The organism is Pseudofulvibacter geojedonensis, from assembly GCF_042675745.1.
Lineage (GTDB): Bacteria > Bacteroidota > Bacteroidia > Flavobacteriales > Flavobacteriaceae > Pseudofulvibacter > Pseudofulvibacter geojedonensis.
Map to the genome: position 1 here is coordinate 338,846 of NZ_JBHTJM010000010.1, position 25,397 is coordinate 364,242.

25 protein-coding genes are annotated in these 25,397 nt (G+C 30.8%); 18 read left to right on the top strand and 7 right to left on the bottom strand.

From position 1 onward, the window contains the following. Positions 1-11 precede the first annotated feature (11 nt). Positions 12-437: a DUF2141 domain-containing protein gene (locus ACFQ1O_RS13560; RefSeq protein ID WP_377716788.1), complete on the bottom strand. Its 426-nt coding sequence runs from the start codon at positions 435-437 to the stop codon at positions 12-14. Positions 438-607: 170 nt separating this feature from the next. On the opposite strand from ACFQ1O_RS13560, the gene guaA reads away from it, so the two are divergent. From guaA to ACFQ1O_RS13615, 11 genes are all read left to right on the top strand, one after another. Continuing rightward, the gene (gene guaA / locus ACFQ1O_RS13565) at positions 608-2,140 is read left to right on the top strand and encodes a glutamine-hydrolyzing GMP synthase (RefSeq protein WP_377716790.1); all 1,533 of its coding nucleotides are present in this window, start codon (positions 608-610) and stop codon (positions 2,138-2,140) included. 141 nt (positions 2,141-2,281) lie between these two features. Continuing rightward, positions 2,282-4,285: a LysM peptidoglycan-binding domain-containing protein gene (locus ACFQ1O_RS13570; protein WP_377716792.1), complete on the top strand. Its 2,004-nt coding sequence runs from the start codon at positions 2,282-2,284 to the stop codon at positions 4,283-4,285. Between the two features lie 8 nt (positions 4,286-4,293). Then, positions 4,294-4,698 (top strand): OsmC family protein, encoded by a 405-nt coding sequence (locus tag ACFQ1O_RS13575; protein WP_377716794.1) that lies wholly within the window; start codon positions 4,294-4,296, stop codon positions 4,696-4,698. Further along, on the top strand, positions 4,698-5,237 hold the full coding sequence (locus tag ACFQ1O_RS13580; RefSeq protein ID WP_377716796.1) for a DUF922 domain-containing protein: 540 nt from the start codon (positions 4,698-4,700) through the stop codon (positions 5,235-5,237). Before ACFQ1O_RS13575 ends, ACFQ1O_RS13580 begins: the two co-directional genes overlap by 1 nt. 49 nt (positions 5,238-5,286) lie before the next feature. Beyond that, entirely contained in the window at positions 5,287-5,517 is a 231-nt protein-coding gene (locus ACFQ1O_RS13585) for a DUF3820 family protein (RefSeq protein ID WP_377716797.1), read from the top strand. 98 nt (positions 5,518-5,615) lie between these two features. Continuing rightward, on the top strand, positions 5,616-7,223 hold the full coding sequence (locus ACFQ1O_RS13590; RefSeq protein ID WP_377716799.1) for a CTP synthase: 1,608 nt from the start codon (positions 5,616-5,618) through the stop codon (positions 7,221-7,223). 122 nt (positions 7,224-7,345) lie between these two features. Further along, positions 7,346-9,241, top strand: coding sequence for a membrane protein insertase YidC (yidC, locus tag ACFQ1O_RS13595; protein ID WP_377716801.1), 1,896 nt, complete (start codon positions 7,346-7,348; stop codon positions 9,239-9,241). A gap of 126 nt (positions 9,242-9,367) precedes the next feature. Next, the gene (locus ACFQ1O_RS13600) at positions 9,368-10,066 is read left to right on the top strand and encodes a toxin-antitoxin system YwqK family antitoxin (RefSeq protein WP_377716803.1); all 699 of its coding nucleotides are present in this window, start codon (positions 9,368-9,370) and stop codon (positions 10,064-10,066) included. 108 nt (positions 10,067-10,174) lie between these two features. Then, positions 10,175-11,362 carry a tRNA 2-thiouridine(34) synthase MnmA gene (gene mnmA / locus ACFQ1O_RS13605; protein ID WP_377716805.1) on the top strand — a complete coding sequence of 396 codons (1,188 nt, stop codon included), beginning with the start codon at positions 10,175-10,177 and terminating at the stop codon, positions 11,360-11,362. Positions 11,363-11,385: 23 nt separating this feature from the next. Continuing rightward, positions 11,386-13,029 carry a S8 family serine peptidase gene (locus ACFQ1O_RS13610; protein ID WP_377716807.1) on the top strand — a complete coding sequence of 548 codons (1,644 nt, stop codon included), beginning with the start codon at positions 11,386-11,388 and terminating at the stop codon, positions 13,027-13,029. 99 nt (positions 13,030-13,128) lie between these two features. Further along, positions 13,129-14,070 (top strand): NAD(P)H-dependent flavin oxidoreductase, encoded by a 942-nt coding sequence (locus tag ACFQ1O_RS13615; RefSeq protein WP_377716809.1) that lies wholly within the window; start codon positions 13,129-13,131, stop codon positions 14,068-14,070. 57 nt (positions 14,071-14,127) lie between these two features. On the opposite strand, the gene ACFQ1O_RS13620 is transcribed toward ACFQ1O_RS13615, so the two are convergent. From ACFQ1O_RS13620 to ACFQ1O_RS13630, 3 genes are all read right to left on the bottom strand, one after another. Beyond that, positions 14,128-14,640 carry a flavodoxin family protein gene (locus ACFQ1O_RS13620; protein WP_377716811.1) on the bottom strand — a complete coding sequence of 171 codons (513 nt, stop codon included), beginning with the start codon at positions 14,638-14,640 and terminating at the stop codon, positions 14,128-14,130. 72 nt (positions 14,641-14,712) lie between these two features. Beyond that, the gene (locus tag ACFQ1O_RS13625; protein ID WP_377716813.1) at positions 14,713-15,036 is read right to left on the bottom strand and encodes a winged helix-turn-helix transcriptional regulator; all 324 of its coding nucleotides are present in this window, start codon (positions 15,034-15,036) and stop codon (positions 14,713-14,715) included. 94 nt (positions 15,037-15,130) lie between these two features. Further along, entirely contained in the window at positions 15,131-15,667 is a 537-nt protein-coding gene (locus ACFQ1O_RS13630; protein ID WP_377716815.1) for a DUF4468 domain-containing protein, read from the bottom strand. A 119-nt stretch (positions 15,668-15,786) separates the two neighbouring features. Here ACFQ1O_RS13630 and ACFQ1O_RS13635 point away from each other — a divergent pair, with 119 nt between their 5' ends. From ACFQ1O_RS13635 to ACFQ1O_RS13650, 4 genes are read left to right on the top strand one after another with little or no spacing between them, the layout of a single operon-like run. Further along, positions 15,787-16,758 (top strand): GNAT family N-acetyltransferase, encoded by a 972-nt coding sequence (locus ACFQ1O_RS13635; protein WP_377716817.1) that lies wholly within the window; start codon positions 15,787-15,789, stop codon positions 16,756-16,758. Further along, positions 16,755-17,849, top strand: coding sequence for a DegT/DnrJ/EryC1/StrS family aminotransferase (locus ACFQ1O_RS13640; protein WP_377716819.1), 1,095 nt, complete (start codon positions 16,755-16,757; stop codon positions 17,847-17,849). The genes ACFQ1O_RS13635 and ACFQ1O_RS13640 overlap by 4 nt, the downstream gene beginning before the upstream one ends. A 35-nt stretch (positions 17,850-17,884) precedes the next feature. Next, positions 17,885-19,144, top strand: a complete 1,260-nt coding sequence (locus ACFQ1O_RS13645; RefSeq protein WP_377716893.1) for an O-antigen translocase — start codon at positions 17,885-17,887, stop codon at positions 19,142-19,144. Between the two features lie 31 nt (positions 19,145-19,175). Beyond that, positions 19,176-20,009: a phytanoyl-CoA dioxygenase family protein gene (locus ACFQ1O_RS13650; RefSeq protein WP_377716821.1), complete on the top strand. Its 834-nt coding sequence runs from the start codon at positions 19,176-19,178 to the stop codon at positions 20,007-20,009. On the opposite strand, the gene ACFQ1O_RS13655 is transcribed toward ACFQ1O_RS13650, so the two are convergent. Then, positions 20,002-21,141: a glycosyltransferase gene (locus tag ACFQ1O_RS13655; RefSeq protein WP_377716823.1), complete on the bottom strand. Its 1,140-nt coding sequence runs from the start codon at positions 21,139-21,141 to the stop codon at positions 20,002-20,004. The two genes, ACFQ1O_RS13650 and ACFQ1O_RS13655, sit on opposite strands and share 8 nt — an antisense overlap. 34 nt (positions 21,142-21,175) lie before the next feature. Between ACFQ1O_RS13655 and ACFQ1O_RS13660 the strand changes: the two genes are divergently transcribed. Together ACFQ1O_RS13660 and ACFQ1O_RS13665 are read left to right on the top strand one after the other, a co-directional pair. Further along, positions 21,176-22,276: a glycosyltransferase gene (locus ACFQ1O_RS13660; protein ID WP_377716825.1), complete on the top strand. Its 1,101-nt coding sequence runs from the start codon at positions 21,176-21,178 to the stop codon at positions 22,274-22,276. Continuing rightward, positions 22,249-22,689, top strand: coding sequence for a sugar 3,4-ketoisomerase (locus tag ACFQ1O_RS13665; protein ID WP_377716827.1), 441 nt, complete (start codon positions 22,249-22,251; stop codon positions 22,687-22,689). The genes ACFQ1O_RS13660 and ACFQ1O_RS13665 overlap by 28 nt, the downstream gene beginning before the upstream one ends. Here ACFQ1O_RS13665 and ACFQ1O_RS13670 read toward each other — a convergent pair. Together ACFQ1O_RS13670 and ACFQ1O_RS13675 are read right to left on the bottom strand one after the other, a co-directional pair. Further along, a complete protein-coding gene (locus ACFQ1O_RS13670) occupies positions 22,672-23,595 on the bottom strand; it encodes a glycosyltransferase family 2 protein (RefSeq protein WP_377716829.1) in 924 nt (307 codons plus the stop codon). The genes ACFQ1O_RS13665 and ACFQ1O_RS13670 overlap by 18 nt on opposite strands. Then, on the bottom strand, positions 23,588-24,490 hold the full coding sequence (locus ACFQ1O_RS13675; RefSeq protein WP_377716831.1) for a glycosyltransferase family 2 protein: 903 nt from the start codon (positions 24,488-24,490) through the stop codon (positions 23,588-23,590). Before ACFQ1O_RS13675 ends, ACFQ1O_RS13670 begins: the two co-directional genes overlap by 8 nt. 65 nt (positions 24,491-24,555) lie before the next feature. Here ACFQ1O_RS13675 and ACFQ1O_RS13680 point away from each other — a divergent pair, with 65 nt between their 5' ends. Next, positions 24,556-25,383 (top strand): 2OG-Fe(II) oxygenase, encoded by an 828-nt coding sequence (locus ACFQ1O_RS13680; RefSeq protein WP_377716833.1) that lies wholly within the window; start codon positions 24,556-24,558, stop codon positions 25,381-25,383. Positions 25,384-25,397: the final 14 nt, after the last annotated feature.

The following is a 25,397-nucleotide window of genomic DNA, read 5'->3' on the forward strand; positions in this document are numbered from 1 at the left end:
TTAAATTAAAACTATAACCTAATTTCAAAATCTAAATCTTTATTGGCTACTGTAAACTTTCCTTCTTCAAATTGAGGTGGACCATAGCTCATAGGGTTGTTAGATATACCGTAAGCTTCTTTAGGCATCCCGTTAAGTTCAAAGTCCATACGATTATTTAAGTTTTCATCATGTAGTACCATAATTGCATATTCTCCTTCAGGTATATTATTAAAAGTAATAGTTACTTTACCATCTTTTATAATGCTACTAGCGCTGCTTAAAGCTTTAGCTTTCATAAAAGTTTCTTTGCTATGTAGTCCTAAAAGCATTTTTCCATTATCATTTTTAGCATTAGGAATGGTTACTGTAATAGTAATTCCAGTTGTGTTTTTTTCTTGAGCCTTTGCAAATAAACTAGATATAAGCATAGTAATTAATAAAGCAATTGTTTTCATAATTCGTTCGTTTTTTGATTTCTAAAAACAAAGGTATATGGTTAATACAGTTTAATAAAAAGACTTTGACTGAGTTGTTGTTTTTTGAAGCTGAATTGTCAATTAGATTTTACTGAAACAAAATCAACTTTTTTCTAGGTTGTTAAATAGGCATTTTGCTATTTTTGCACATGGAAAATAAAATACTTATTCTAGACTTCGGTTCTCAAGTTACGCAGCTGATAGCGCGTAGAGTTAGAGAGTTAAATATTTACTGTGAAATCCATCCTTACAACAGTAAAAAATACAATTTTGATAATTTTAAAGCTGTTATTTTATCTGGTTCACCTCATTCGGTAAGAGGAGAGAATCCGCCAAAGGTAGATTTATCTGCAGTTAAAGGGAAAAAACCTTTATTAGGAATCTGTTATGGAGCTCAGTATTTAGCGCATTTTTACGGAGGAGAAGTAGGATCGTCAAACACCCGTGAATACGGACGAGCTAATTTGTCATATATCAATAATGAGTCGCCATTGTTTAAAGGAATTGATGCAGGTTCTCAAGTTTGGATGAGTCATTCAGATACTATATTGAGTTTGCCAGATAATTATAAGTGTATTGCAAGTACACACGATGTGGCAAATGCAGCTTATGAAATAGAAGGAGAACAAACATATGCAATTCAGTTTCACCCAGAAGTATATCATTCAGTAGATGGTACTAAATTATTAGAAAACTTTTTAGTACATATAGCTGGAGTTGCTCAAGAGTGGACTCCTGATAACTTTGTTGATGCTACTGTAGCTGAAATTAAAGAAAAAGTAGGAAACGATAAAGTAGTTTTAGGACTTTCAGGAGGAGTAGACTCAACTGTTGCCGCTGTTTTATTAAACAAAGCAATTGGTGAGAATCTATATTGTGTGTTTGTTAATAATGGACTTTTACGTAAAGATGAGTTTTCTTCAGTATTAAAACAGTACGAAGGAATGGGGCTGAATGTAAAAGGGGTAGATGCTTCACAACAGTTTTATAATGAATTAAAAGGTTTGTCAGATCCTGAAGCTAAACGTAAAGCAATAGGAAAAGTATTTATTGATGTATTCGATCAAGAAGCTAATTTAATAGAAGATGTTAAGTGGTTAGCTCAAGGTACCATTTATCCAGATGTAATAGAATCTGTTTCGGCAGATGGGGGACCATCAGCTACAATTAAATCTCATCATAATGTAGGCGGTTTGCCAGATTTTATGAAGTTGAAAATTGTAGAGCCGTTACGTATGATATTCAAAGATGAGGTTCGTAGAGCAGGAGCTGCCATGGGAATAGATAAAAATTTATTGGGACGTCATCCTTTTCCAGGTCCAGGTTTAGCTATTAGGATTTTGGGAGATATTACTCCAGAAAAAGTTGCTATGTTGCAAGAAGTAGATGCTATTTTTATTAATGGTTTAAGAGAGCATGGTTTGTATGATAAAGTATGGCAAGCTGGGGCAATTTTATTACCAGTACAATCTGTAGGAGTAATGGGAGATGAACGTACCTATGAAAAAGCAGTAGCTTTAAGAGCTGTAGAGAGTACAGACGGAATGACAGCAGACTGGGTAAATTTACCATATGAGTTTTTACAAAAAGTATCTAATGATATCATTAATAAAGTAAAAGGGGTAAACAGAGTTGTGTATGATATTAGTTCTAAGCCACCAGCAACCATTGAGTGGGAATAGATATTGATTTTAATATATTGTTAAAGCCACCAATTTTGGTGGCTTTCTATTTTTAAGATGATAATATTAGTACTATATTGTGAGTTCCATTATTTTTGGCAAGAATATTGTCTTTGAATAATAAGATAAATTTATACATACATGAAAAAACTAGCTTTTATAGTATTATTTGTTTTTGGTTTTATTGCTAATACACTAGCACAAGGTTTTGTTGAACATACAGTAAAAGAGGGAGAAACAGTTGCTGCTATTGTACAGCAATATGAAGTGTCTCCTTATGAGTTATACGAACTAAATCCAGATGCAAAAGAAGGTATTGTTGCTGGAGCAGTATTGGTTTTTTTGCGTAATAAAAACTACCCTTATGATCCAACTTTGGTAGATATGAAAAGATATAAGGTTGGTAAAAAAGAAACTTTAAAAGAAATTGCTTTTAATAACAGTGTAACTGAAGCAGATATTAAAAAATATAATCCTGAATTATATTCAGAAAAAATAAAAAAAGGAAAAACAATTAAAATACCAGTTTTTGATGCAAGTCTTTTAGTTGGAGATTCAAGCAAGGTTGTTGTAAAACCAAAAGAAATTAAACATATAGTTAAAACCAAAGAAACAAAGTATGGTATTGCACATCAATATGAAATTACAATTGCTGAACTAGAGGAACTAAATCCGCACATTGTAGACGGATTGAAAGTGGGGCAACTGCTAACAATAAAATCTGTTAAAGAAGAAAATATAGAAGCAACAACGGTATCTATTAAAAGTAATTTATATGCATTTTATGAAGTACAACCCAAAGAAGGTTTTTTTAGATTGTCTAAAAAATTAGGGGTTTCTAAAGATTCTTTAATTGCTCTAAACCCTCAATTAGAAGAAGGAATAAAATTGGGGATGATTTTAAAATACCCAAAAGCTAACATATCAACATTAAAAAGACCTTCATATAATTTAATTGATAGTATCATCAATAAAGAAACTAGAAATATTACGCTTTTGCTTCCTTTTAGGATGAACAATATCATTCATACAGATTCTACTTCTAATATGAAAAAGTTGTTGGTAAGAAAGAATAATGCAATGAATAAATCGTTAGATTTTTATTCAGGAGTTTTAATGGCGCTAGATTCAGTAAAACAAGTTGGTATCTCTACAAGGTTGAATGTAATTGACACTGAATATAGTGGAGATGTAAAAGCCAACATTAAAAGAATAGAGCAGGTTTTAAATAGAGAGTTTGTAGAAAATGAAGTAGTAATAGGTCCATTAGTTTCTGCTAATGTAATAACAGCTGCTAAAGTATTGAATAGTAAAAATATACCGTTAATAGCACCATTTGGCTTAAGAGAAGACTTTGCTAGTGAAAACTTGTATCAAACAGAAACTTCTGAAGCGAGTCAAAGAAAAGCAATGATTACTTATTTAAAGCATTATGCTAAAGGTAAAAAAGTAATAATTGTGGCCGATGATAAAAGGAGAGTGGTAAAAAATAAAAAAGAAACAGCAGTAACAGACGATAAAATGAAAGCTGTTAAAGATGAGCTAATAAGTCAGTTTCCAGAAGCAAAATTAGTCATACCTAGAAAAGGTGGTTTGTTAATACCCAAAGATTTTGTAAATGTAATAGAAGAAGGAAAAGAAAATGTAGTTATAGTAGAGGGAGTAGATAAAAATGTAATATCAACAGTTACAAGTGTAATAGAAACTTTTACTAAGAAGAATAAAATAAGCATGTTTACTACTAGTAGTCAGAAATGGTTTGAACTAAAAGGAGTTAAAAACAGGTTAAAAGCTAAATTAAATTATCATTATCCATCTGCAACTAAACCAGCAGAGTTAGATAGCGATAATGCTTTTGTTGTTAAGTACGAAGATACATATGGTAAATTACCTAATAAGTACGCAATGAGAGGTTTTGATGTAGCTTTAGATGTCTTATTAAGGCAAGGAGTAGCAAATACTTTAGAAGATGGAGTATTACAAATAGGAGAGACTAAGTATTTAGACGCTAAGTTTAATTATAAAAGAAATGTAAAAGGAGGTTATATAAACGATTCGGTTTACATTTTACGTTATACTCCAGAATTTAGTTTAGAAGAAGTTATTATTGAAAATAAAACAGAAGAAATTACAACAGAAGAATAAGCAATAAAATGGCAACATCAAAAGTTACTTATAAAGGACAATTAAGAACACAATCGGTTCACTTAAAATCTGGAAATGAAATTATTACAGATGCTCCAGTAGATAATAATGGAAAAGGAGAAGCCTTTTCGCCAACAGATACCGTAGCAACAGCTTTAGCAAGTTGTATGCTAACTATAATGGGAATTAAGGCTAATGGCATGAAAGTTAATATAGAAGGAGCTAATGCTGAAGTAACTAAAACTATGGGGGTGGAACCAAGGAGAATTACTAAGATAGATGTAGTGTTCGATTTACCTTTTTCTTTTGATGATAAAACCAAAACCATTTTAGAAAAAGCAGCTATGACTTGCCCAGTTTTGTATAGTATACACCCAGATATAAAAAAGAATGTAGTTTTTAACTGGAAATAATGAAAAAAAGAATCTTCATATTACTATTGTGTTTTGTGCAATTATTGATTGCCCAAGATAAGGAATTACCTTGGCGTGAAGATTTTAAATTGACCTATAGTGATTTTGAGGGCAATCCAGATAAAAATCATCCATATGCAGCAATTACGTATTCAGGTATGTCTTATGGTTTTAGTGCAGAGGTGGTTAATGATAAAGTAGCGGTAGATTATAATGTAGAATGTTTTTTTGTAGCCAATAAATCATGGATGAAGATGTATTTAGCTGATGAAAACTTATTAGCACATGAGCAATTACATTTTGATATTACAGAGTTATATGCTCGCAAATTAAGAAAATTACTTAGTGAAATGACTTTTTCAGAGAATGTAAAAAGTGAAATGCGCAATGCATATGAAAAATGTCATGAAGAAAAGAAAGCATATCAAAATCTGTATGATGAAGAAACAAACCATTCTAAGATAAGGTTAAAACAAAAAGAATGGGAGCTTAAAGTAGCTAAAGAATTAGATACTTTAAAAGAATTTGCTAGTAAATAGAGCTTATTGTTCGTATAAACACTTCAAGATTAAAAAACTTAAAACGAAATTGAATCCACAAGAATTTCTTATTCAATTGGCGCATACTAAAATGCCTTATGGTAAATATAAAGGCAGGTACCTTATAGATTTACCAGAACATTATATAGTTTGGTATAATGCTAAAGGATTTCCAAAAGGAAAGTTAGGAGATATGTTGTTACAAGTGTATGAGTTAAAATTAAATGGACTAGAAGATATTATTCATAATATAAAGAGAAAGTATCCAATAAATCAGTGATAATCTTATCAATAAGATTAAGGTAAATATTGTTGTATTTGCCGTTTTAATGCCTATTTTTGCAAAATATTTTAACAACACACTACAACACTTTTAACATGTCAAACGCTAAGTACATTTTTGTTACAGGAGGAGTTACTTCGTCCTTAGGTAAAGGTATTATTGCTGCATCGTTAGCAAAATTATTACAATCTAGAGGGTATAGAACAACTATCCAAAAATTAGATCCATATTTAAATGTAGATCCAGGTACTTTAAATCCGTACGAGCATGGAGAGTGTTATGTAACAGATGATGGTGCAGAAACCGATTTAGATTTAGGTCACTATGAGCGTTTTTTAAACGTTCCAACTTCTCAAGCTAATAATGTTACAACCGGTAGAATATATCAGTCTGTTATTCAAAAAGAAAGAAGAGGAGAATTTTTAGGAAAGACCGTTCAGGTGGTTCCTCATATTACCAATGAAATTAAAGAACGTATTCAGATTTTAGGAAAATCTGGAGATTACAATATCGTTATTACTGAAATTGGTGGAACAGTAGGTGATATTGAATCATTGCCATACATTGAGGCTGTTAGACAGATGAAGTGGGAGTTGGGAGATGAAAATGCCATTACAATTCACTTAACACTTGTTCCTTATTTAGCTGCAGCAGGAGAGTTAAAAACAAAACCAACTCAACACTCTGTAAAAGCTTTAATGGAAAGTGGTTTAAAAGCAGATGTACTAGTGTGTAGAACAGAGCATGAATTATCTGATGATATTCGCCGTAAATTGGCTTTATTCTGTAACGTTAAAAAAGAAGCAGTTATTCAGTCTATAGATGCATCTACTATCTACGATGTTCCAAATTTAATGTTAGAAGAAAAGTTAGATCAGGTAGTATTAAAGCAATTAGAATTGCCATTAAATGAAACACCTGACTTAACTGCTTGGAATGATTTTGTGAATAAGTACAAGAACCCTAAATCAACAGTTACTATTGGTTTAGTTGGAAAATATGTAGAATTGCAAGATTCATACAAATCTATTTTAGAAGCTTTTATTCATGCAGGAGCTGCTAATGAAGTAAAAGTTAAAGTAAAATCAATCCATTCAGAATATGTTACTAAAACAGATCTACAAGGTGTAGATGGAATTCTGGTAGCTCCAGGTTTTGGCGAAAGAGGAATTGAAGGAAAAATTACTGCTGTTCAGTTTGCTAGAGAAAACAACGTGCCTTTTTTAGGAATTTGTTTAGGAATGCAAATGGCTGTAATAGAATATGCTAGAAATGTACTAGGCTTAACCGAGGCTAATTCTACAGAAATGAATGAAGCTACAACTCATCCAGTAATTAATTTAATGGAAGAACAGAAAACAGTTGTAGATAAAGGAGGAACTATGCGTTTAGGAGCTTGGAAATGTGAGCTTTCTGAAGGAAGTAAAGCATATGAAACATATGGAGAAGCGATGATAGATGAGCGCCATAGACACCGTTATGAGTTTAATAATGCATACAAGGAACAAATAGAAGCGGCAGGAATGAAAGCTACAGGAGTAAATCCAGATACAGGTTTAGTTGAGGTAGTAGAATTACCTAACCACCCTTGGTTTGTGGGAGTGCAGTATCATCCAGAATATAAAAGTACGGTAGCTAATCCACATCCTTTATTTGTAAACTTAGTAAAAGCAGCTGTTGCTAAAAAAGCAGTAATGGCTTAGTGTAGAAATAGTAAAATGCCAATTCGTCAGTAAAGAAGAATTGGTGTTTTTTTTGATAAATAAAAGAACGTAGAAAAGTACACACTCTTAGTAGTGTGTTTTCTATGTAAAGACAAAAGTAAATGGAAGAAAAAAAGTTTGATGCTAAAAAGTTAATAGGCTATATTCTTATAGCGGGTTTAATGACTTGGATGTTCTATATGAACAAACCTACTGAAGCAGAAATAGCAGCAGAAAAAGTCAAAGCAGAGCAAGTAGAAGCAGCTAAAAAAGATAAAGAGCCTAAAGAAGATACAGCAGTTGTAGAAGCAGTAGAACCAGTTAATGATTCTCTTGCTAACATTGAGTTACAAAACAAACTAGGAAAGTTTGCTTATAGTGCAAGTTTGCCATCTGCAGTAGATGCAAGTACAACTATTAGTAATAAAGTAATAGAATTAAGTTTTAATAATAAGGGAGGTTATTTAAACGAAGCTAAGTTAAAAGACTATAAAACTCACGACGGGAAACCTGTTTATTTAGTAAAAGACAATAATGCATCTTTAAATATAGTTTTAAGTACTACAGATAATAGAATACTTAACACCAAAGATTTGTACTTTACTCCAACTGTAACAAAAAACGGAAACAATCAAGTTGTTTCAATGAAGTTGCAAGCTTCTCCTACTCAGTTTTTAGAATATAGGTATGAAATCAAAGAGAATGATTATTTAATAGATTTTACTATACGCTCTCAAGGATTAGCTTCAGTTGTTAATACATCTAATCCTGTCAATTTAGACTGGAAGTTAAAGGCGTTTCCAAATGAAAAGGCTTTAAGTTATGAAAATCAAAATACGGCTATTCACTATTTAGAAGATGGTGATATGGAGTGTTTAGGTATGCAAGAGAACGATGATGTTGTAGAAGAGGCTACTTGGGTAAGCTTTAAGCAACATTTTTTCTCATCTATTTTAATTGCGGAAAGTGGGTTCAAGAAATTAGATTTAAAGCAAGAAAACTATGTAGAGCGCGATACTAAAGAAACAGAGTTCTTAAAAGGTTTCGAAGTACAAACACCACTTGCTATAGCTGGAGGAGAAATTAATAACAACTTTGCGTGGTATTATGGTCCAAACGATTATCAAATCTTAAAGTCTTACGAAGGTTTAGACCTAGAAGAGAATATCAATTTAGGATGGGGGGTTTTTGGATTCTTAAACAAGTACTTGTTTATTCCTGTATTTAAGCTCTTAAGTGGATTTATAGGTAGCTATGGATTGATCATTATTTTAATGACGATTGTTGTTAGGTTAATCATGTCGCCATTAGTGTACAAGTCGTATATGTCTAGTGCAAAGATGAAAGTAATTCGTCCAGAACTGCAAAAGGTGAATGAGAAGTACCCAGATAAAAAAGATGCTATGAAACGCCAGCAAGAAACCATGCGTATTCAACGTGAATCTGGTGTAAGTATGATGTCGGGTTGTATACCAGCATTATTACAAATGCCTATTTTCTTTGCCTTGTTTAAATTCTTTCCGAAAGAAATTGGTTTAAGACAGAAGAACTTCTTGTGGGCAGAAGATTTATCGGCTTATGATAGTGTGTACAAATTACCTTTCGATATTCCTTTTTACGGAGATCACGTAAGTCTATTTCCAATATTAGCTTCTATTGCTATATTCTTTTACATGCGTATGAGTCAGGCGCAACAAGCTAATATGCAAGCGCCAGTACAAGAAGGAATGCCAGATATGCAAAAAATGATGAAGTATATGTTGTACTTCTCTCCATTAATGATGTTGGTTTTCTTTAACAATTATGCTAGTGGATTAAGTTTATACTATTTTGTTTCTAACTTACTAACCATAGGTATTATGTTAGCTATTAAGAAATTCTTAATAGATGAAGAAAAAGTATTAGCTAAAATTAAAGCACATAAAAAGAAGCCTAAAAAGCAAAATAAGTTCCAGAAGAAAATGCAAGAAATGATGGAGCAAGCAGAGCAGCAACAAAAAGCTAGTAAGAAGAAATAACTTCTGAGCAATGATACATCAGAAATATGTATAAATAAAAAGATGTCTAATCAATATGGTTAGGCATTTTTTTTGTTATACTAAAATTATAGTACATTCGTTAAATAGTAAAGCACCTAATTAGTTATGAGAAATTTAATAGTATTGATTTGTTTGTTAATTGTAGGTTTTGTTTCTGCGCAAGAATACAATCAATTTGATAAACAAGGGGAGAGACATGGTAAATGGAGAAAATTTTTTCCAGGAACCGAGAAAGTTAGATATACTGGTCAGTTTGAACATGGAAAAGAAGTTGGAGTTTTTAAGTTCTATCATAAAGAAGCCAAAGCTAAACATCCATCTTTAATAAAAACGTTTCAACCAAATTCTGATTTAGCAGAAGTAAAATATTATACGTCTACCGGAGTGCTTTTGAACGAAGGTTTTTTAAACGGAAAGATAAGAGTTGGTGAATGGAAGTTTTACCATAAGAATAGTAAAGAAATTAGTGAAATCGAGTTTTATGAGAAAGGTAGGCTAAATGGAAAAAAAACCTCTTATTATAAGAACGGAAAAATTTTACAGGTAGAGAACTATACTAATGGTAAGTTAAATGGTAAAAAGCAAATGTTTACAAATGAGGGTGTATTGGTAAAAGATATGAATTATGTAAACGGGCGTATAGATGGATATTTTACAGAGTATAGAGCAGGTAAAAAAATTCTAGAAGGAAAGTATGCTATGGGGAAGCCTAGAGGAGTTTGGAAATACTATAAAGACGGAAAGTTAATTGAGACTAAAGATTATACAAAGTCAAATAATCCGAAGAAGAAAAAGGCAAAATAATTCAAGTATAAAATAATAAGAGACTATACTTAAACGGTATAGTCTTTTGTTATTTATAAATATGTCATTTATTCCTATCTTTGCGCCTCCAAAAGAAAGGATAAAAAAATGAAGAGAGTTGTTGTAGGTTTATCGGGAGGTGTAGATTCTAGTGTTACAGCATATTTACTTAAAGAGCAAGGCTATGAGGTAATAGGCTTGTTTATGAAGAACTGGCATGATGATACGGTTACTATATCTAATGAATGCCCATGGCTAGACGATAGTAATGATGCTATGCTAGTTGCTGAAAAATTAGGAATTCCTTTTCAAACAGTAGATTTATCAGTTCAATACAAAGAACGTATAGTGGATTATATGTTTAATGAATATGAACGTGGAAGAACTCCTAATCCAGATGTTTTATGTAATAGAGAAATTAAGTTTGATGTGTTTATGAAAATAGCATTAGACTTAGGAGCTGATTATGTAGCTACAGGACATTATTGTAGAAAAGATAGTATAGAGAAAGATGGTGAAACTGTTTACCAATTAAAGGCTGGGGTAGATAGTAATAAAGATCAATCTTATTTTTTATGTCAATTATCTCAAGAGCAATTAGCAAAAGCTTTGTTCCCTGTGGGAGAGTTAACAAAGCCAGAAGTTAGAAAAATAGCTTCAGAACAAGATTTAGTAACAGCTGATAAAAAAGATTCTCAGGGCTTATGCTTTATTGGTAAAGTAAGGTTGCCAGAGTTTTTACAACAGCAATTAGCTCCTAAGGAAGGGGTTATTGTTGAGGTGGCTAAAGATCATGTTGGATACCAAATGTCTACTCCAGATTTCGCCAATAAAGAAGATGAGTTAGCTTATTATTCAACAAAATTTGAATATTCTTTAGCTGACGGAAAAGAAGTAGGTAAACATCAGGGAGCACATTATTTTACTAAAGGTCAGCGCAAAGGTTTAGCAGTAGGAGGTACACCAGAACCATTATTTGTTATAGATACTGATGTTAAAGAGAATGTAATTTATACAGGTCAGGGAAGCAATCACCCTGGTTTGTTTAGAAAAGCTCTATTGGTTTCAAATGATGAGATACACTGGGTTAGAGAAGATTTGCAGTTATCTGTAGGAGAAACTATGGAAGTAGATGCTAGAATTCGTTATCGCCAACCATTGCAAAAAGCAACTTTGCATCAAACAAAAAAAGGAATGTATGTTTTGTTTGAAGAAGCTCAAAGTGCTATTACAGAAGGACAGTTTGTAGCCTTTTATATTGAAGATGAGTTAGTTGGTTCGGGAGTAATTTCGTAAATTGCATTTATAATCCCTTAATTATGATAAAAAAATTACTTTTAGTATATATATTGTTTTTCTCTATTGTAGGTTTTTCTCAAGAGGAACATGCATGGGTGTTTTTTAATAATAAAGAGAATGTAGATACCTATTTAGCCAACCCTTTAACAATGTTAACTCAAAGAGCTATTGATAGAAGAACTAACCAAGGAATATCTCTAGACTATACAGATGTGCCAATTACACCAAGTAATATTACAGAAATAGAATCGGCAACCGGTATTACTGTTAAAGCAAAATCTAAATGGCTAAATGCCTTGCATGTTACCGGTATACAGTCGGATATCAATTCTTTATTGTCTTTGTCTTTTGTAGATCATATAGAATATGCCAATGATGATTTAAACACAGGAGGTAGATTTTCAGGGGCAAATAGCGCAAGTAATCGAATAACAAATAAGTTTGCTTCAGAGCAAGCGGTGAATACTGTGTTTGATTATGGCAGTGCTGTAAATCAAATACAAATGTTTAATGGACACAAACTCCATGAGCAAAATTTTACAGGATCTGGAATGTTAATAGCCGTTTTAGATGCAGGTTTTCCTAATGTAGATATCAATCCAGGTTTTCAACGTATAAGAGATAATAATCAAATTAAAGGAGGTTATGATTTTGTTAATAGAAATAGTAACTTTTATGTAAGTAATAGTCACGGAGCTCATGTATTGTCTGATATAGCTGGTTACTTAGAGGGGCAATTTGTTGGAACTGCTCCAGATGCAGATTTTTATTTATTTATAACAGAAGATGTTGCTAGTGAAACACCTGCCGAGGAAAGCTATTGGGTAGAAGCAATTGAAGAGGCAGATAGGCTTGGTGTAGATATTGTAAATTCGTCTTTGGGTTACACATTTTATGATAACACAGCATATAATTACGATTATAATATAGATTTAACAGGAGCTAATTCTTTTATATCTAGAGGGGCTACATTGGCAGCATCTAAAGGTATGATTGTAGTAAATTCTGCTGGAAATTATGGATCATATGCTGCATGGGGAGGTAGAGTTAGTATGCCTGCAGATGTAGAAACAGTTTTGTCTATTGGAGCTGTAAATGCAAGCGGTAACTATGCAAGTTTTAGTTCTAAAGGGCCAACATCTGATAATAGAATAAAACCAGACGTTTCAGTTCAAGGGCAGGCTGCGTATATAATCAATACTTCTGGAGCTGTAGCAACATCTAACGGAACATCATTTTCATCGCCTATATTGGCAGGAGGTGTAGCGTGTTTGTGGCAAGCGTTACCTAGTTTAACAAGTGCTCAAATAATGCAATTGGTAAAAGAATCAGCTTCTATATATTCTTCTCCTAACTATGAATTGGGTTATGGAATTCCAAATTTAGAACTGGCTCTAAATAATGCCTTGACTGTATCTGAATTTCAAAAGAATACATTTTCTGTTTATCCAAATCCAGTCCAAGATTTACTATATCTAAATTTTCCAACAGGAATATATACAGCAGAAATGGATTGTTACGATATATTAGGAAAAAAAATATTCAGTAAAAATATACATGCACAAAAGAATACTGTTACGTTTAATAATTTATCTTCAGGTATTTATTTTGTGAAAATAAAATCAGAAAAATCTACTCAAACTTTTAAAATCGTAAAGGAGTAATAGATAGTATTCTTTGTATAATACAAAAAAGAATCAATAAAAAAACAAAACCTTTCTGTATCTTGCAGGGAGGTTTTTTAGTTTAAAATATAGATAGAAATGTCAAATAAAATATGTGATTTATTTCAAATAGAATATCCAATAATTCAAGCAGGAATGATTTGGAATTCTGGGTGGAGATTAGCTTCGGCAGTTAGTAATGCTGGAGGTTTAGGTTTAATAGGAGCAGGATCTATGTATCCAGATGTGTTATTAGAACACATTCAAAAATGCAAAAAAGCAACCAATAAGCCTTTCGGGGTTAATGTTCCTATGTTATATCCTAATATTACAGAAATTATGGATATAATTATTGCTGAAGGAGTAAAAATAGTGTTTACTTCAGCAGGAAATCCAAAGACGTGGACCACTTGGTTAAAGGAAAGAGGTGTTACTGTTGTACATGTGGTTAGTAATGTAAAGTTTGCTCTTAAAGCTGAGGCTGCTGGTGTTGATGCTGTTGTTGCTGAAGGGTTTGAAGCTGGTGGGCATAATGGTCGAGAAGAAACTACAACTTTAACTTTAATACCAATGGTTAAAGAAAAAATAAGTGTGCCATTAATAGCAGCAGGAGGTATAGCAACCGGAAGAGGAATGCTTGCAGCTAGAGTATTAGGGGCAGATGCTGTACAGGTGGGCAGTAGGTTCGTGGCTAGTGAAGAGTCTTCAGCTCATCAAAAATTTAAAGAAGTAGTGGTTAATGCTCAAGATGGAGATACTCATTTAACATTAAAAGAACTTGCTCCTGTAAGGCTCATCAAAAATAAGTTTTACAACGACGTACAAGAGTTGTATAAAACAACACCAACAGTAGAAGAAATTAAAAAGTTATTGGGTAGAGCAAGGGCTAAACGAGGAATGTTTGAAGGAGATTTAGAAGAAGGAGAATTAGAAATTGGTCAAATTGCAGGTCTAATAAAAGATATCAAACCAGCAGCAGAAATTGTAAAAGAAATGTTGGAAGAGTATGATATAGCCAAAAAAGAAGTTGCTAATTTATAAGGAATAACAGCATTGGTGTTTAGTTAAAAACCGGATTAAAATTTTAATCCGGTTTTTTTAATCAATTATTTTTTCTGAAAAAATTGTTAATTCTTTCTTTAATGAATCGGGTATACAATCATCTTCTATCCAAGTATGAACATCGCCAATATAATTCATACCTAAGTAATTGGCACTTTCTACAAATGGCATTTTAAACCCTTTTTTTAATTCAGAATCTGAGCCACAGCTAATCATTCCCATTTCTTTCCCACGTAATTTCCTCCCAATTTCTTTTTCAATAATTAGACAATCGGTAATTCTGTCGAAAAACATTTTTAAAGTGGCGCTCATAGCATACCAATATACAGGAGTTGCAAATATAATAGTGTTATAATTGCTAACAATTTTGTTCATTAAAGGAATAAAATCATCATCTTTATGTCTAAAATTATAATCAAAAGGGTTGATGTTTTTTAAACTTAAATCGATAACATCAAAACCAGTTTTATCTTTTACAAAGCTTACAACTTTATTTGTATTACCATTATTTCTTGAGCTACCTAATATAATTACACCTTTTTTATTCATAGTTGTTTTTAGTTATGCAACAAAATTACTGAGTTTAAAAAAAGAATCAAATAAGGGGTGAATTTTACCCTATTATAAATTATCTCCAAATTTAGAAAGTTCGGTAAAAACAGTACGCAGTTGAGTTCCTAAACTAGTGAGAGAATATTCTGTTTTTTTAGGGTATTGATTAAAGTCTTTCTTCTTAATAAGACCATCTTTTGTTAATTCTTTTAATTGCTGAGTTAATGCTCTTTTTGAGGCTTCTGGTAATCCTTTCTGTATATCTTTTAACCTAAGATTTGTTTTTAAAAGTTCATTTAATATGGCAGGTTTCCATTTTCCCGAAATTACATTTATTGTTTTTTCAATAGAACAATCATTTTTTAGTATAGTTTTTCTTTGGTATTCTCCCATAATGTGTAGAAAATAAAAAGCCTTGAGAGTCAAGGCTTTTGTGTTGGTCTAATTAGAAGCGAAACTTCTTAGTTTTGGTTGTAATTACATTCTTTTACCAATCGTCAGATTTAGTAGGGTCGTTTTGTACAGCAGTTATTTTATCTGTTAAACTTTTAATGAGTTTATTCATTTCTTTATATGTCTGTTGCTTTATAACAGTCCAAGATCTAGCAGAAATATTTGTAAACTCGCAGTCAGGTACGCGATCTTCTAGTGCTCCACCATCATCTGGAGCTCCAGAATGAGAAAAATTTATAGCAATATAACGGTACTTACCTTCTTTAGCTCCAATTTGAAATTTAAAAGATACGTTTCCGTCTAACTTTTCAGCACTTTTAGTAGCTGGATATGTAACTTTACAAGATCCTTTAAAAACAATTTTAGATCCCGATTTGTTTTCTTCAACCATAAATGCCTGTTCGTTTCCCCATTCTTTAGCAACATCATATATTTGTTGAGCAGATAAACCAGTAGCATCTACTGTTTTCATAAAGGTTATTTTTTTTGATTTTGGGTCAACGGGTAAGTTTTGAGAGAAACTTAAGCTAAAAATAAACATAAGGCTTAAGCAAAGTATGATTTTTTTCATTTCGTATTTATTTTAGGGTGGTTAATATACAAAAAAATGTATACTAGAAGATATACTTGTTATAAGAGAATCTTTTTAGGTTAAAAAGTACTATTTTTAACCTAAATTACACATGATTTTTGTTTAAAGTTAGAAAATACAAGCCAAAAGATAAATTACTGTGGGATACTTTTGTGAAAGAGTGTAAAAATGCTACGTTTTTATTTATGAGAGACTTTATGGATTACCATAAAGATAGATTTGAAGATTTTTCTCTTTTATGCTTTAAGGAAGATAAATTGATTGGTGTTTTACCAGCAAATATTTATAAAGGCAATGTGTATTCTCACCAAGGTTTAACATATGGAGGCTTGTTAGTAACAGAAAAGCTCAAGTTTACAACTTTTTTAAAAACACTAAAGTCTGTGTTGGATTTTTGTGATTTTTTGAATGTAAAACATTTGTACATTAAGCAGTTGCCAGAGATGTATTCGCTGTTTCCTAATGAGGAGTTAGAATACTTGCATTTTATATTAAAGTCTCATTTAGTTAAAGTAGATGTTTCTTCTAGTCTTTTATTAACCGAAGAAATGAATTTTTCTAAAGATCGTATCGCGGGAATAAAAAAAGGAATTAAAAATAAATTAGAAGTAAGAGAGGTACATGATTTTGAAGAATTTTGGAATGATATTTTAATTCCAAATTTATCATTTAGACACCAAGTAAAACCAACTCATTCTTGTGAAGAAATTTCTTTGTTAAAAAAAAGATTCCCTGATAACATTAGGCAATTTAATGTTTATAAAGATGGAAAGATTGTAGCAGGAACGACATTGTTTATGAATAAGCATTTAGTGCATTCTCAATATATGTCGGCTGATAAAAATAAAAATGTTTTAGGAAGCCTAGATTTTTTGCATAATTATCTATTTACACAAGTATTATCTGATAAAAAGATTTTTGATTTTGGAATATCAAACGAAAATTTTGGAGAGAATATTAATGAAGGTTTATTGTATTGGAAAGAAGGATTTGGAGCTAGAACAAAAGTTTACAAGCAATATAAAATAACGGTGGCAAATAAAGATTTTTTAAATTCTATTTTAATATGATTCCTTTTTTAGATGTTAAAAAGATTAACTCCCGTTTTGAAAAGGATTACAGTGAAGCATTGAAATCTTTTTTAAATTCTGGGCAATTCATTCTTGGAGATAAGTTAGAACAATTTGAAAAGGAATTTGCAGATTTTTGTGGTACAAAATTTTGTTTAGGTGTGGGGAACGGACTAGATGCTTTAACACTTATTTTAAAGGCTTATATAGTTTTGGGTAAATTAAAGGAAGGTGATGAAGTTCTAGTGCAAGCAAATACTTACATAGCCTCTATTTTAGCTATTAAGCAGGTAAACTTAGTTCCAATTTTAGTTGAGCCTTGTACTGAAACATATAACATTTCTATTTCAGATTTTAAATCTAAAATAGGAAAGAAAACTAAGGCAGTATTACCAGTTCATTTATATGGACAATTATCTGATATGGAGCAAGTAAACAGAATAGCACAAGATTATAATTTGTTAGTTATTGAAGACGCTGCTCAAGCTCATGGTTCTTCAGATAAATATGGAGTAAGAGCCGGTAATTTATCTAATGCTGCTGCTTTTAGTTTTTATCCAACTAAAAATTTAGGAGCATTAGGAGATGGTGGGGCCATAACAACTAATGATTATGACTTGTATACCGTAGCTAGTAAGCTCCGTAATTATGGTGGCAACATCAAATACAAGTATGAACACATAGGTGTTAATTCTAGGTTAGATGAAATACAAGCTGCATTTTTGTCAATCAAGTTACCATATCTGCAAGCTGATAATGAAAAGAGAAAGATAATAGCGAAAAAGTATTTAGATGGTATTAAAAATTCTAAAATACAGTTACCCAAAAATGATAATTCTCATGTGTTTTATGCTTTTGTAATTAGGTGTGTTGAACGGGATAATTTACAGCAATTTTTATTTGAAAATGGTGTACAAACAGCTATTCACTATCCAATACCACCTCATAAGCAAAAAGCCTTAGAAGAGCTTAATATATTAAAATTACCAGTGTCGGAAACTTTACATAATCAAGTGTTAAGTTTGCCAATAAGTCCAGTTCAGAGTATGGGAGTTACTCAAAAAATAATTAATATCATTAATCAATTTTAGAATTGAAGGTACCAGCATTTATAAAAAACAACTTGTTGTTAAAGATAACGTCCTTTAACTCTATGGGAGTTTCAATTAGGTTGGTATTAGCATTCGTATCTCAAAAAGTAATTGCAGAATTATTGGGTCCTTCTGGAGTAGCTCAGTTGGGAAATATTAGAAACATCCTGCCCATGATAGAGTCTTTTTCTACTCTTGGGGTTTTTAACGGGATTGTAAAATATGTATCAGAACATAGAGAAGAGGAAAAAGAATTGCAAAAATTGTTTTCTACAGCTTTTGTATATATTCTTTGTGCTAGTTTGTTCGCTTTCTTTGTACTTTTTTTTGGTGCAGAAATATTAAATGATTACATATTCCCTAATCAAGAGTTTTCATTTGTATTCAAAATAGTAGCTATTTCGGTACCTTTTATAGCTTTAGTAAGAATATTTAATGGTGTTGTAAACGGGCTGTCTGCTTATAAGTCTTTTGTGACTATTAATTTAATAAGTTATGTGTGCAGTATCTTGTTGTTAATAGTAATGGTACTTTATAAAAACATTAACGGAGCATTAATAGCTATTGCTATATCTCCTATAGTTCAATTTACTCTTGTAGCTTATTTTTATATTAAAGTAATAAAAGATTATGTAAAGTTTAAAGATTTATCTTTTTCCATTCCTTATAAGAATGAATTATTTGCATTTACAATAATGTCTTTAGTGTCTACATTTTTAGGAAATTTTGTTGAGATGTATCTAAGGGGCGAGTTAACAAATAAAATCGGAATTCATGATGCGGGAAATTGGACTGGAATGACCAATATTTCTAAACAATACATTATGTTTATTTCGGCAATATTAACATTATATGTTTTGCCTAAGTTTTCAACAATAAAAAATAGCATTGCATTTAGGAAAGAAGTTCTCAATATATACAAAACAGTATTACCGCTTTTTGCCTTAGGGATGTTACTTATTTTCTTTTGTAGAGAATGGGTTATTTTAATAGCAAAATCAGATGAATTTTTAGGAATGAAACCGTTGTTTAAATGGCAATTGTTAGGTGATTTTATAAAGATAGCATCAGTTATTATTGCCCATCAATTTTTTGCTAAAAAAATGGTGATTCAGTTTGTTGTTACTGAACTTTTTTCACTAATAATTTTTTACTTTTTAGCTTCTTTTTTTATTGAGAGTTTAGGAGCAGAGGGAGTTGTACTTGCTCATTTTATTAGGTTTGTTTTGTATTTTTTATTAGTGGTTGTTATGTTAAAAAAACATTTGTTTGGGAATCATGCAATAAAAGGTTAGCAGAGTCGTTGTATAAAAGATTTTGTGATATATGGAGAGAAAAAAATGTAGAGTTTATATAGATAAAGAACCTTTTGAATTTGAGGTTGAAGGAGATTTCTTTTGGGGGAAAGATGAAACTCTGTTTCAAAAAGAAAACAATGTTATATCTAAAGTTAAATGGATAGATAAGGGGTACTCTATAGTAAAAGCTTTTGGAGCTGATGAGTTTTTAAGTCTTCAAAAATCGATAAAAGAAAACGTTATTCGAGCATTAAAGGATTCAAGCATTTTTTTTAATGAAGAATGTTTTGAGTTAGAGAAATATCATGAAGTTGTAAAAACAGATGAAGAGCACTTTCAAGTAATTAGTAAAACAAGGGAATTGACCGTATCTGATCTAGATTTTGATATTGAAAGTCTCACTCAAAAATTTGGTGCTGTTCTTGGTTGTAAATTAACATCATGGGTAGAAGAATTACAAAAAAGCCATGTACAAGTTAGAATAAGCAGACCTAATTCTTTAGATATTAATCCACCACATAGAGATGGTTATTTAAGTTTCTGGGAAGATATTATTAATATATGGGTTCCAATTAGTGGATGTAACGAAAAGTCATCACTACCAATAGTGTCAGGTAGCCATATGTTGCCAGAAAACAAAATATTAAGAACAAGTGCTAAGGGGGCCAAAATAAATGGTAATGTGTATAATGTGCCTTGTATATTAGAATCATCTGAAGGAGATTTTCAAATGACTAGACCAAACCCTAAACAAGGAGAGGCATTATTGTTTAGTCCGTTTTTAATACACGGTTCAGCAGTTAATCAAAATCTAGATATAACTAGAGTAGCATTGGAGTTGCGTTTTCCTAAAATTAGTTAGCAGAGTTCCATAAATCGATATATTTATGAGCAGATTTTATATAGTTATGGTTTTTTATAACATGCTCTTGAGCTTTGTTTGAAATAGCAATTATTTTATCGGGGTTTAAGATTAGCCATTCTAGTTTTTTTGCAATTTGTTGTGGATCAGGAATTGCATTTATTGCTACGGTATCTTCTTTTAAATTATGTAAACTTAACCATTCTGTTTCTGCACCAGTAAATACAACTTTTCCTTTTGCCATGGCCTCTAAAGCATTAAATCCTTGGTCATAAGAATAAACCTGATCTAGTAAAATGTGTGCAGCGTCAAAACTCTTTATATATTCATTGTAAGGAATGTTTTTTACAGTAATTATAGATATGTTGTTTTTGTGTTTCTTCTGAAGAATTTCAAGTGCTTTTTCAAAAATATCATTTCCTTTTTTGTAATAATTATACAGGTTGATACCATGAAATATAATTATTTTTCCTTTTATTTCTTTTATAGGATTAGGTGGTAATATTTTAACCGGATTAGGTGCCAAACCTAAATATTTAGGATGGTTTTTTAATGGTAAGTGGTAATCTAAATCAGAAGCAATTACACCAGCAATATTTTTATAGATATGTTTATGCAATTTTTTAAAGTCTTCTTGCAAGTATTTTAAAGGAGCTTGATAGTTATTTTTGCTTCCTTTTCCTTCAAAGTATGGAGTTAATAAAGAGTATTTAGGAATTTTATCGTAAGCATATTTTATGCTTATGTAATCTGTACCACATGATAATAAAAATACCTTATTGTTCCATGACTTAATTAAGTCAAAAATTTCACATTCAATTTTTGGAGTGCATAAAAAAGAACTTTCATTTATAAACTGAACGATATCATACCCTTTTAATTGACTCTGATTTTTTAATATTTGTTTTTTAATACTTTTCGAATGTAAATCAATATTAAATAGTTTGTGAAGTAGGACCTTTATTTTTTTTTTAATTCCAGAAGTATAATTTTGGTCTAGAGATATATCAACAGCAACCTTTTTAAACCCATCATTTAAACCAATAACGGTTACTTCGTGGCCAAGTTCTTGTAATCCTTCTTTTAAAAAAAAGTGCGATCTATTATATTCTCCTATTAATAAGACTCTCATTTATTATCTTTGAAACAATTTAAATAATCAAAGTTTGCAAAGTACTAATAAAAAAAAGATTTGCATAATAGCATCTTCATTAGGTAGGGGTGGGGCAGAGAAGGTGGCGGCAAACCACTCTATAATGTTTTCTAATTTGGGTTATGAAGTACATGTGGTTACAGTTTTAAATCATATAAAATACCCCTATAAGGGAAAGTTGTTGAATTTAGGTGCTTTAAAAGATCAAGATAACACTGTTAAAGGTAGACTTAATAGGTTGATAAGATTTAATAATTATTTAAAAGCAAACAATTTTGACTGTATAATAGATCATAGAGCAAGAGTAGCAACTGTAAGAGAATTGCTTATTACTCAAATAATTTACAGGAAAGAAAAAGTTGTATATATGCTACATAACTATAATTTAAAGAATGTTTTTTTTAAATTTAAGAGTTTAGTAAATTACAACTATAGTAAGGCGCATGCAATGGTTGCTGTTAGTAAAAGCATTGCTTTAAGAGTAAATGAAGAATATAGTAAAATTAAAGCAAAAACTATTTATAACCCTTTTGATTTAAAAGAGATAGAATTGCTATTTAATCAAAAGTGTGAAATAGAAGATAGGTATATATTATTTTTTGGAAGGTTAGATGATGATCATAAAAATATCAGCTTTTTATTAGACGCATATTCTAAGTCAGATTTAATCAAAAATAATATCAAGTTAATTATTTTAGGAGATGGACCAGATAAGGAAAAACTAATAGTCTTATCAAAAAAAATAGGGTTGGAAAAATATGTAATCTTTAAAGGGTTTAAGTCTAATCCTTATCCATATATCAGAAAGGCTTTATTTACGGTTTTAACAAGTAGATATGAAGGTTTCCCGATGGTTATTCCAGAATCTTTAGCATGCGGTACTCCAGTAGTTAGTGTAAATTGCAAATCAGGGCCAAAAGAAGTTATCAAACACAAAGAAAACGGGCTTTTAGTAGAAAATTATGAGTCCCAATCATTTGCAGATGCTATGAATTCGTTTATTTTTGAGGAAGACTTATACATTAAATGCAAAAAGAATGCTAAAATTAGTGTTGAGCATTTAAGTTTAAATAATATAGCTAAGCAATGGGAGGAATTGATCAACACAATTTAAAGACAACAACCTTAGAAGATATAAACCTAATTGAATTGCCTAAAATTCAAGATCCAAGAGGGAATCTTTCGGTAATAGAAAATGGAACCATTCCTTTTTCTATTAATAGGGTTTATTATTTATATGATGTTCCTTCAGATGCTTACAGAGGAGGGCACGCACATAAAAAATTATTTCAGTTTTTGGTTCCTTTATCAGGTAGTTTTGATGTAGTGTTGAAAGATGGTTTTGGTCAAGGGAAAATAATTACTTTAAACAAACCTAATAAGGGCTTGTTAATAGTACCGGGGATATGGAGAGAGCTAACAAATTTTTCTTCTGGTTCGGTTTGTTTAGTGTTAGCTTCAGAAATGTTTGATGAAGAAGATTATATTAGAGATTTCGCAAAATTTAAATCAATCAAGAACTCTTAGTATAATTTTATTTTTCTTTAAGTATTCTTTAATATGAGTTAAATAAACTAAAAGTATAGAAGGTAGTTTTAATAACAGTCTTTGTTTCCAATTTAAATTAGTTACATCTATTTTAGATTTAAAATATTGATAGTTTTTTGAATCGTTATTTAATTTGCTGAGAATAGCTAATGAAAAGCGATTGAAATCTAGTATTTGTTTTAAATCAGGATTCTGTTTCTCTTCTTTTTCAAATTTATCAAATCTGCATTTTTTGTTTACGTCTACAGTTGTGTTAGAAAGGCTATTGTTAATATCAATATAGTCAACACAAACTCGTTTAGAGAATGAAATAGGATAATGTAAACCAATTCTAATCCATAAATCAGTATCTTGTCCGCTATATATTTTTTCATCAAAATAACCAACTTTGTCAAAAACTTCTTGGTGAATAACAACACTTGATGAGCTTAAAAGTGTTCTTATTTTTGAGCCTTTAAAGTAGTTTATGATCTGGTGTCTTTTATCTGGAATTGCATATTTAGCATTATAGGTATGGTGTTTGGTTCTAAAAGCTAAAGCAGTTGCATATATTTTTTCATTCGGAAAAAGTTTGTGTAGCAAACTAATTTCTTCTAAATAAAACGGGTGCCAATAGTCATCTCCGTCTAACAGCGCTATTAATTTGTTTGTAGCTTTTTTTATCCCAAAATTTCTTGCAGCAGCAGCACCGCTATTTTGGATGCTATAAATGGTAATTCTCGGGTCTTTAAAAGAGTTCAATACCTTTTTGCTATTATCAGTAGAGCCATCATCAACAATAATAATTTCAAAACTTTTAACAGTTTGACTTAGTACACTATTTATAGTATTTGCAATGTGTAACTCTTTATTGTAAACGGTTATGACTATAGAGAAATTAGGCATTTTTTTGTTTTGTTAAAGAGCAAAAATAACCAAGCCTATATAAATTTAATATAAGTATAGAAGGTGTTTTACTCAATAAATTCTTTGTAAAAATAGGTTTAACCAATTTAAAAAGAAACAGGTAAATGTTTTTTAAATGATATTTTTTTAAAGTCAAGAAAGAGTGTAATAACCCGTTAATATGTGGGTCTTTAAACTTGTTTAGTTGGTATAAATGATATATAGTTTCGGCAGCTTGCTCTTTTTTCTTTAGATAAACTTCGTTTTTTTCTAATCCTAAATGAAATACTTCATTGTTAATATGTAAAACCTTGTAATTGTGTTGTTTTAATTGTATTGAAAAGTAATTGTCGTAACCGTACCTATTATCAGTTAAATGAGAGTTGACATTTAAAAAGGCTTCTTTTCGTATTAAGATATTTGCAGAAATAATAGTTTTATATGGTTTTTTGCTTCTTAATTTTGCTTCAATATCTTCTTTTTCCTTCCCATAGTACCAACGTAAGTAATAGTCCGGTTCAGGTTTTTGTTTTTCATAAGTAAAACCTCCATATATTAAGTCTAATTCTGGAGTTATATGCTTAATATAATTTAACAAGTAAGTATTGCTTTTAGGTAATACATCTGAATCTAAAAAGAGCAACCAGTTGTATTTGGCTTTTTGAGCTAAAATTTGCCTAGTTTTTGTTCTGCCTAAGTTGTTGGGGTTCTCTAAAAATACGAGTTGGTTTTTAATACAAAAAGACTTGTTTTTTAGTAAGCTTATATTGTTGTTGGAACAATCATCACAGACAATTATTTCATAAGCTTCTTTTAATCCTTTTGCTTGCATTAATATGTTGTTAACTAATGCAGTGATATCGTAATTATATGTAGGAATAAGAATAGAAACCATAAAATAAATTCAATAGTGCAATTTTATAACTATTTTTGTTCAATATATCATTTTTTATATAAATAGTGCAACGTACAGAAATAGCCAATATTATTTTAGAGAAATTACAAAGAAATGAACAGTCGCTTTTGCATATGTTTTCCAATTCTTTTAAGGAAATAGGATACTTTTATGTAGATGATTTACTACCTAAAGAAATTGCCTTAGAGCTCGAAAAATACTTTCCTTTAGAAAAAGATATGGTACTAAAGAAAAGCTTGAAAGAGTACAAATATGTATCTGCACAAATGAACAAACACGATCCTCTTTTAGAAGAGGTTTTATTTGCTTTTCAAGATGAAAGAATAGTGAAGTTTATAGCGTCTATTTGTAAGATAGAAACTAATATACTGCCAGACAGTAGCCTGTACGCAGGAGGTTTGTCGTTAATGAGAGAAGATTGTTTTTTAAATCCACATTTAGATAATTCACATGATAGTAATAGAGAGTCATGGAGGGTGTTAAATTTATTATATTATGTTACTAATAATTGGGAAAAACAATACGGAGGTAACTTAGAATTATGGCCAAAAGGGCCAAAGAAAGAAAGTATTGAAATAGTTAGTAAGTTTAACAGATTGGTTGTTATGGCTACACACAATCAATCTTGGCATTCTGTAAATAAAGTAAAAAATGATGTAGGTAGAAAATGTATTTCTAATTATTACTTTTCTAAAGTTCCTTTAGATAGGCATACAAATTTTCATGTTACTTCTTTTAAAGGAAGACCAAATCAAAAATTAAGAAACTTTGTGCTATCTATAGATGGTAAATTGCGAATGGGAATAAGAAAACTGTTTAAAAAAGGGATTCGCAAAAACCCACATATTTATAAAAAGGATAATGAAAAATAAGGAGGTGATAATGT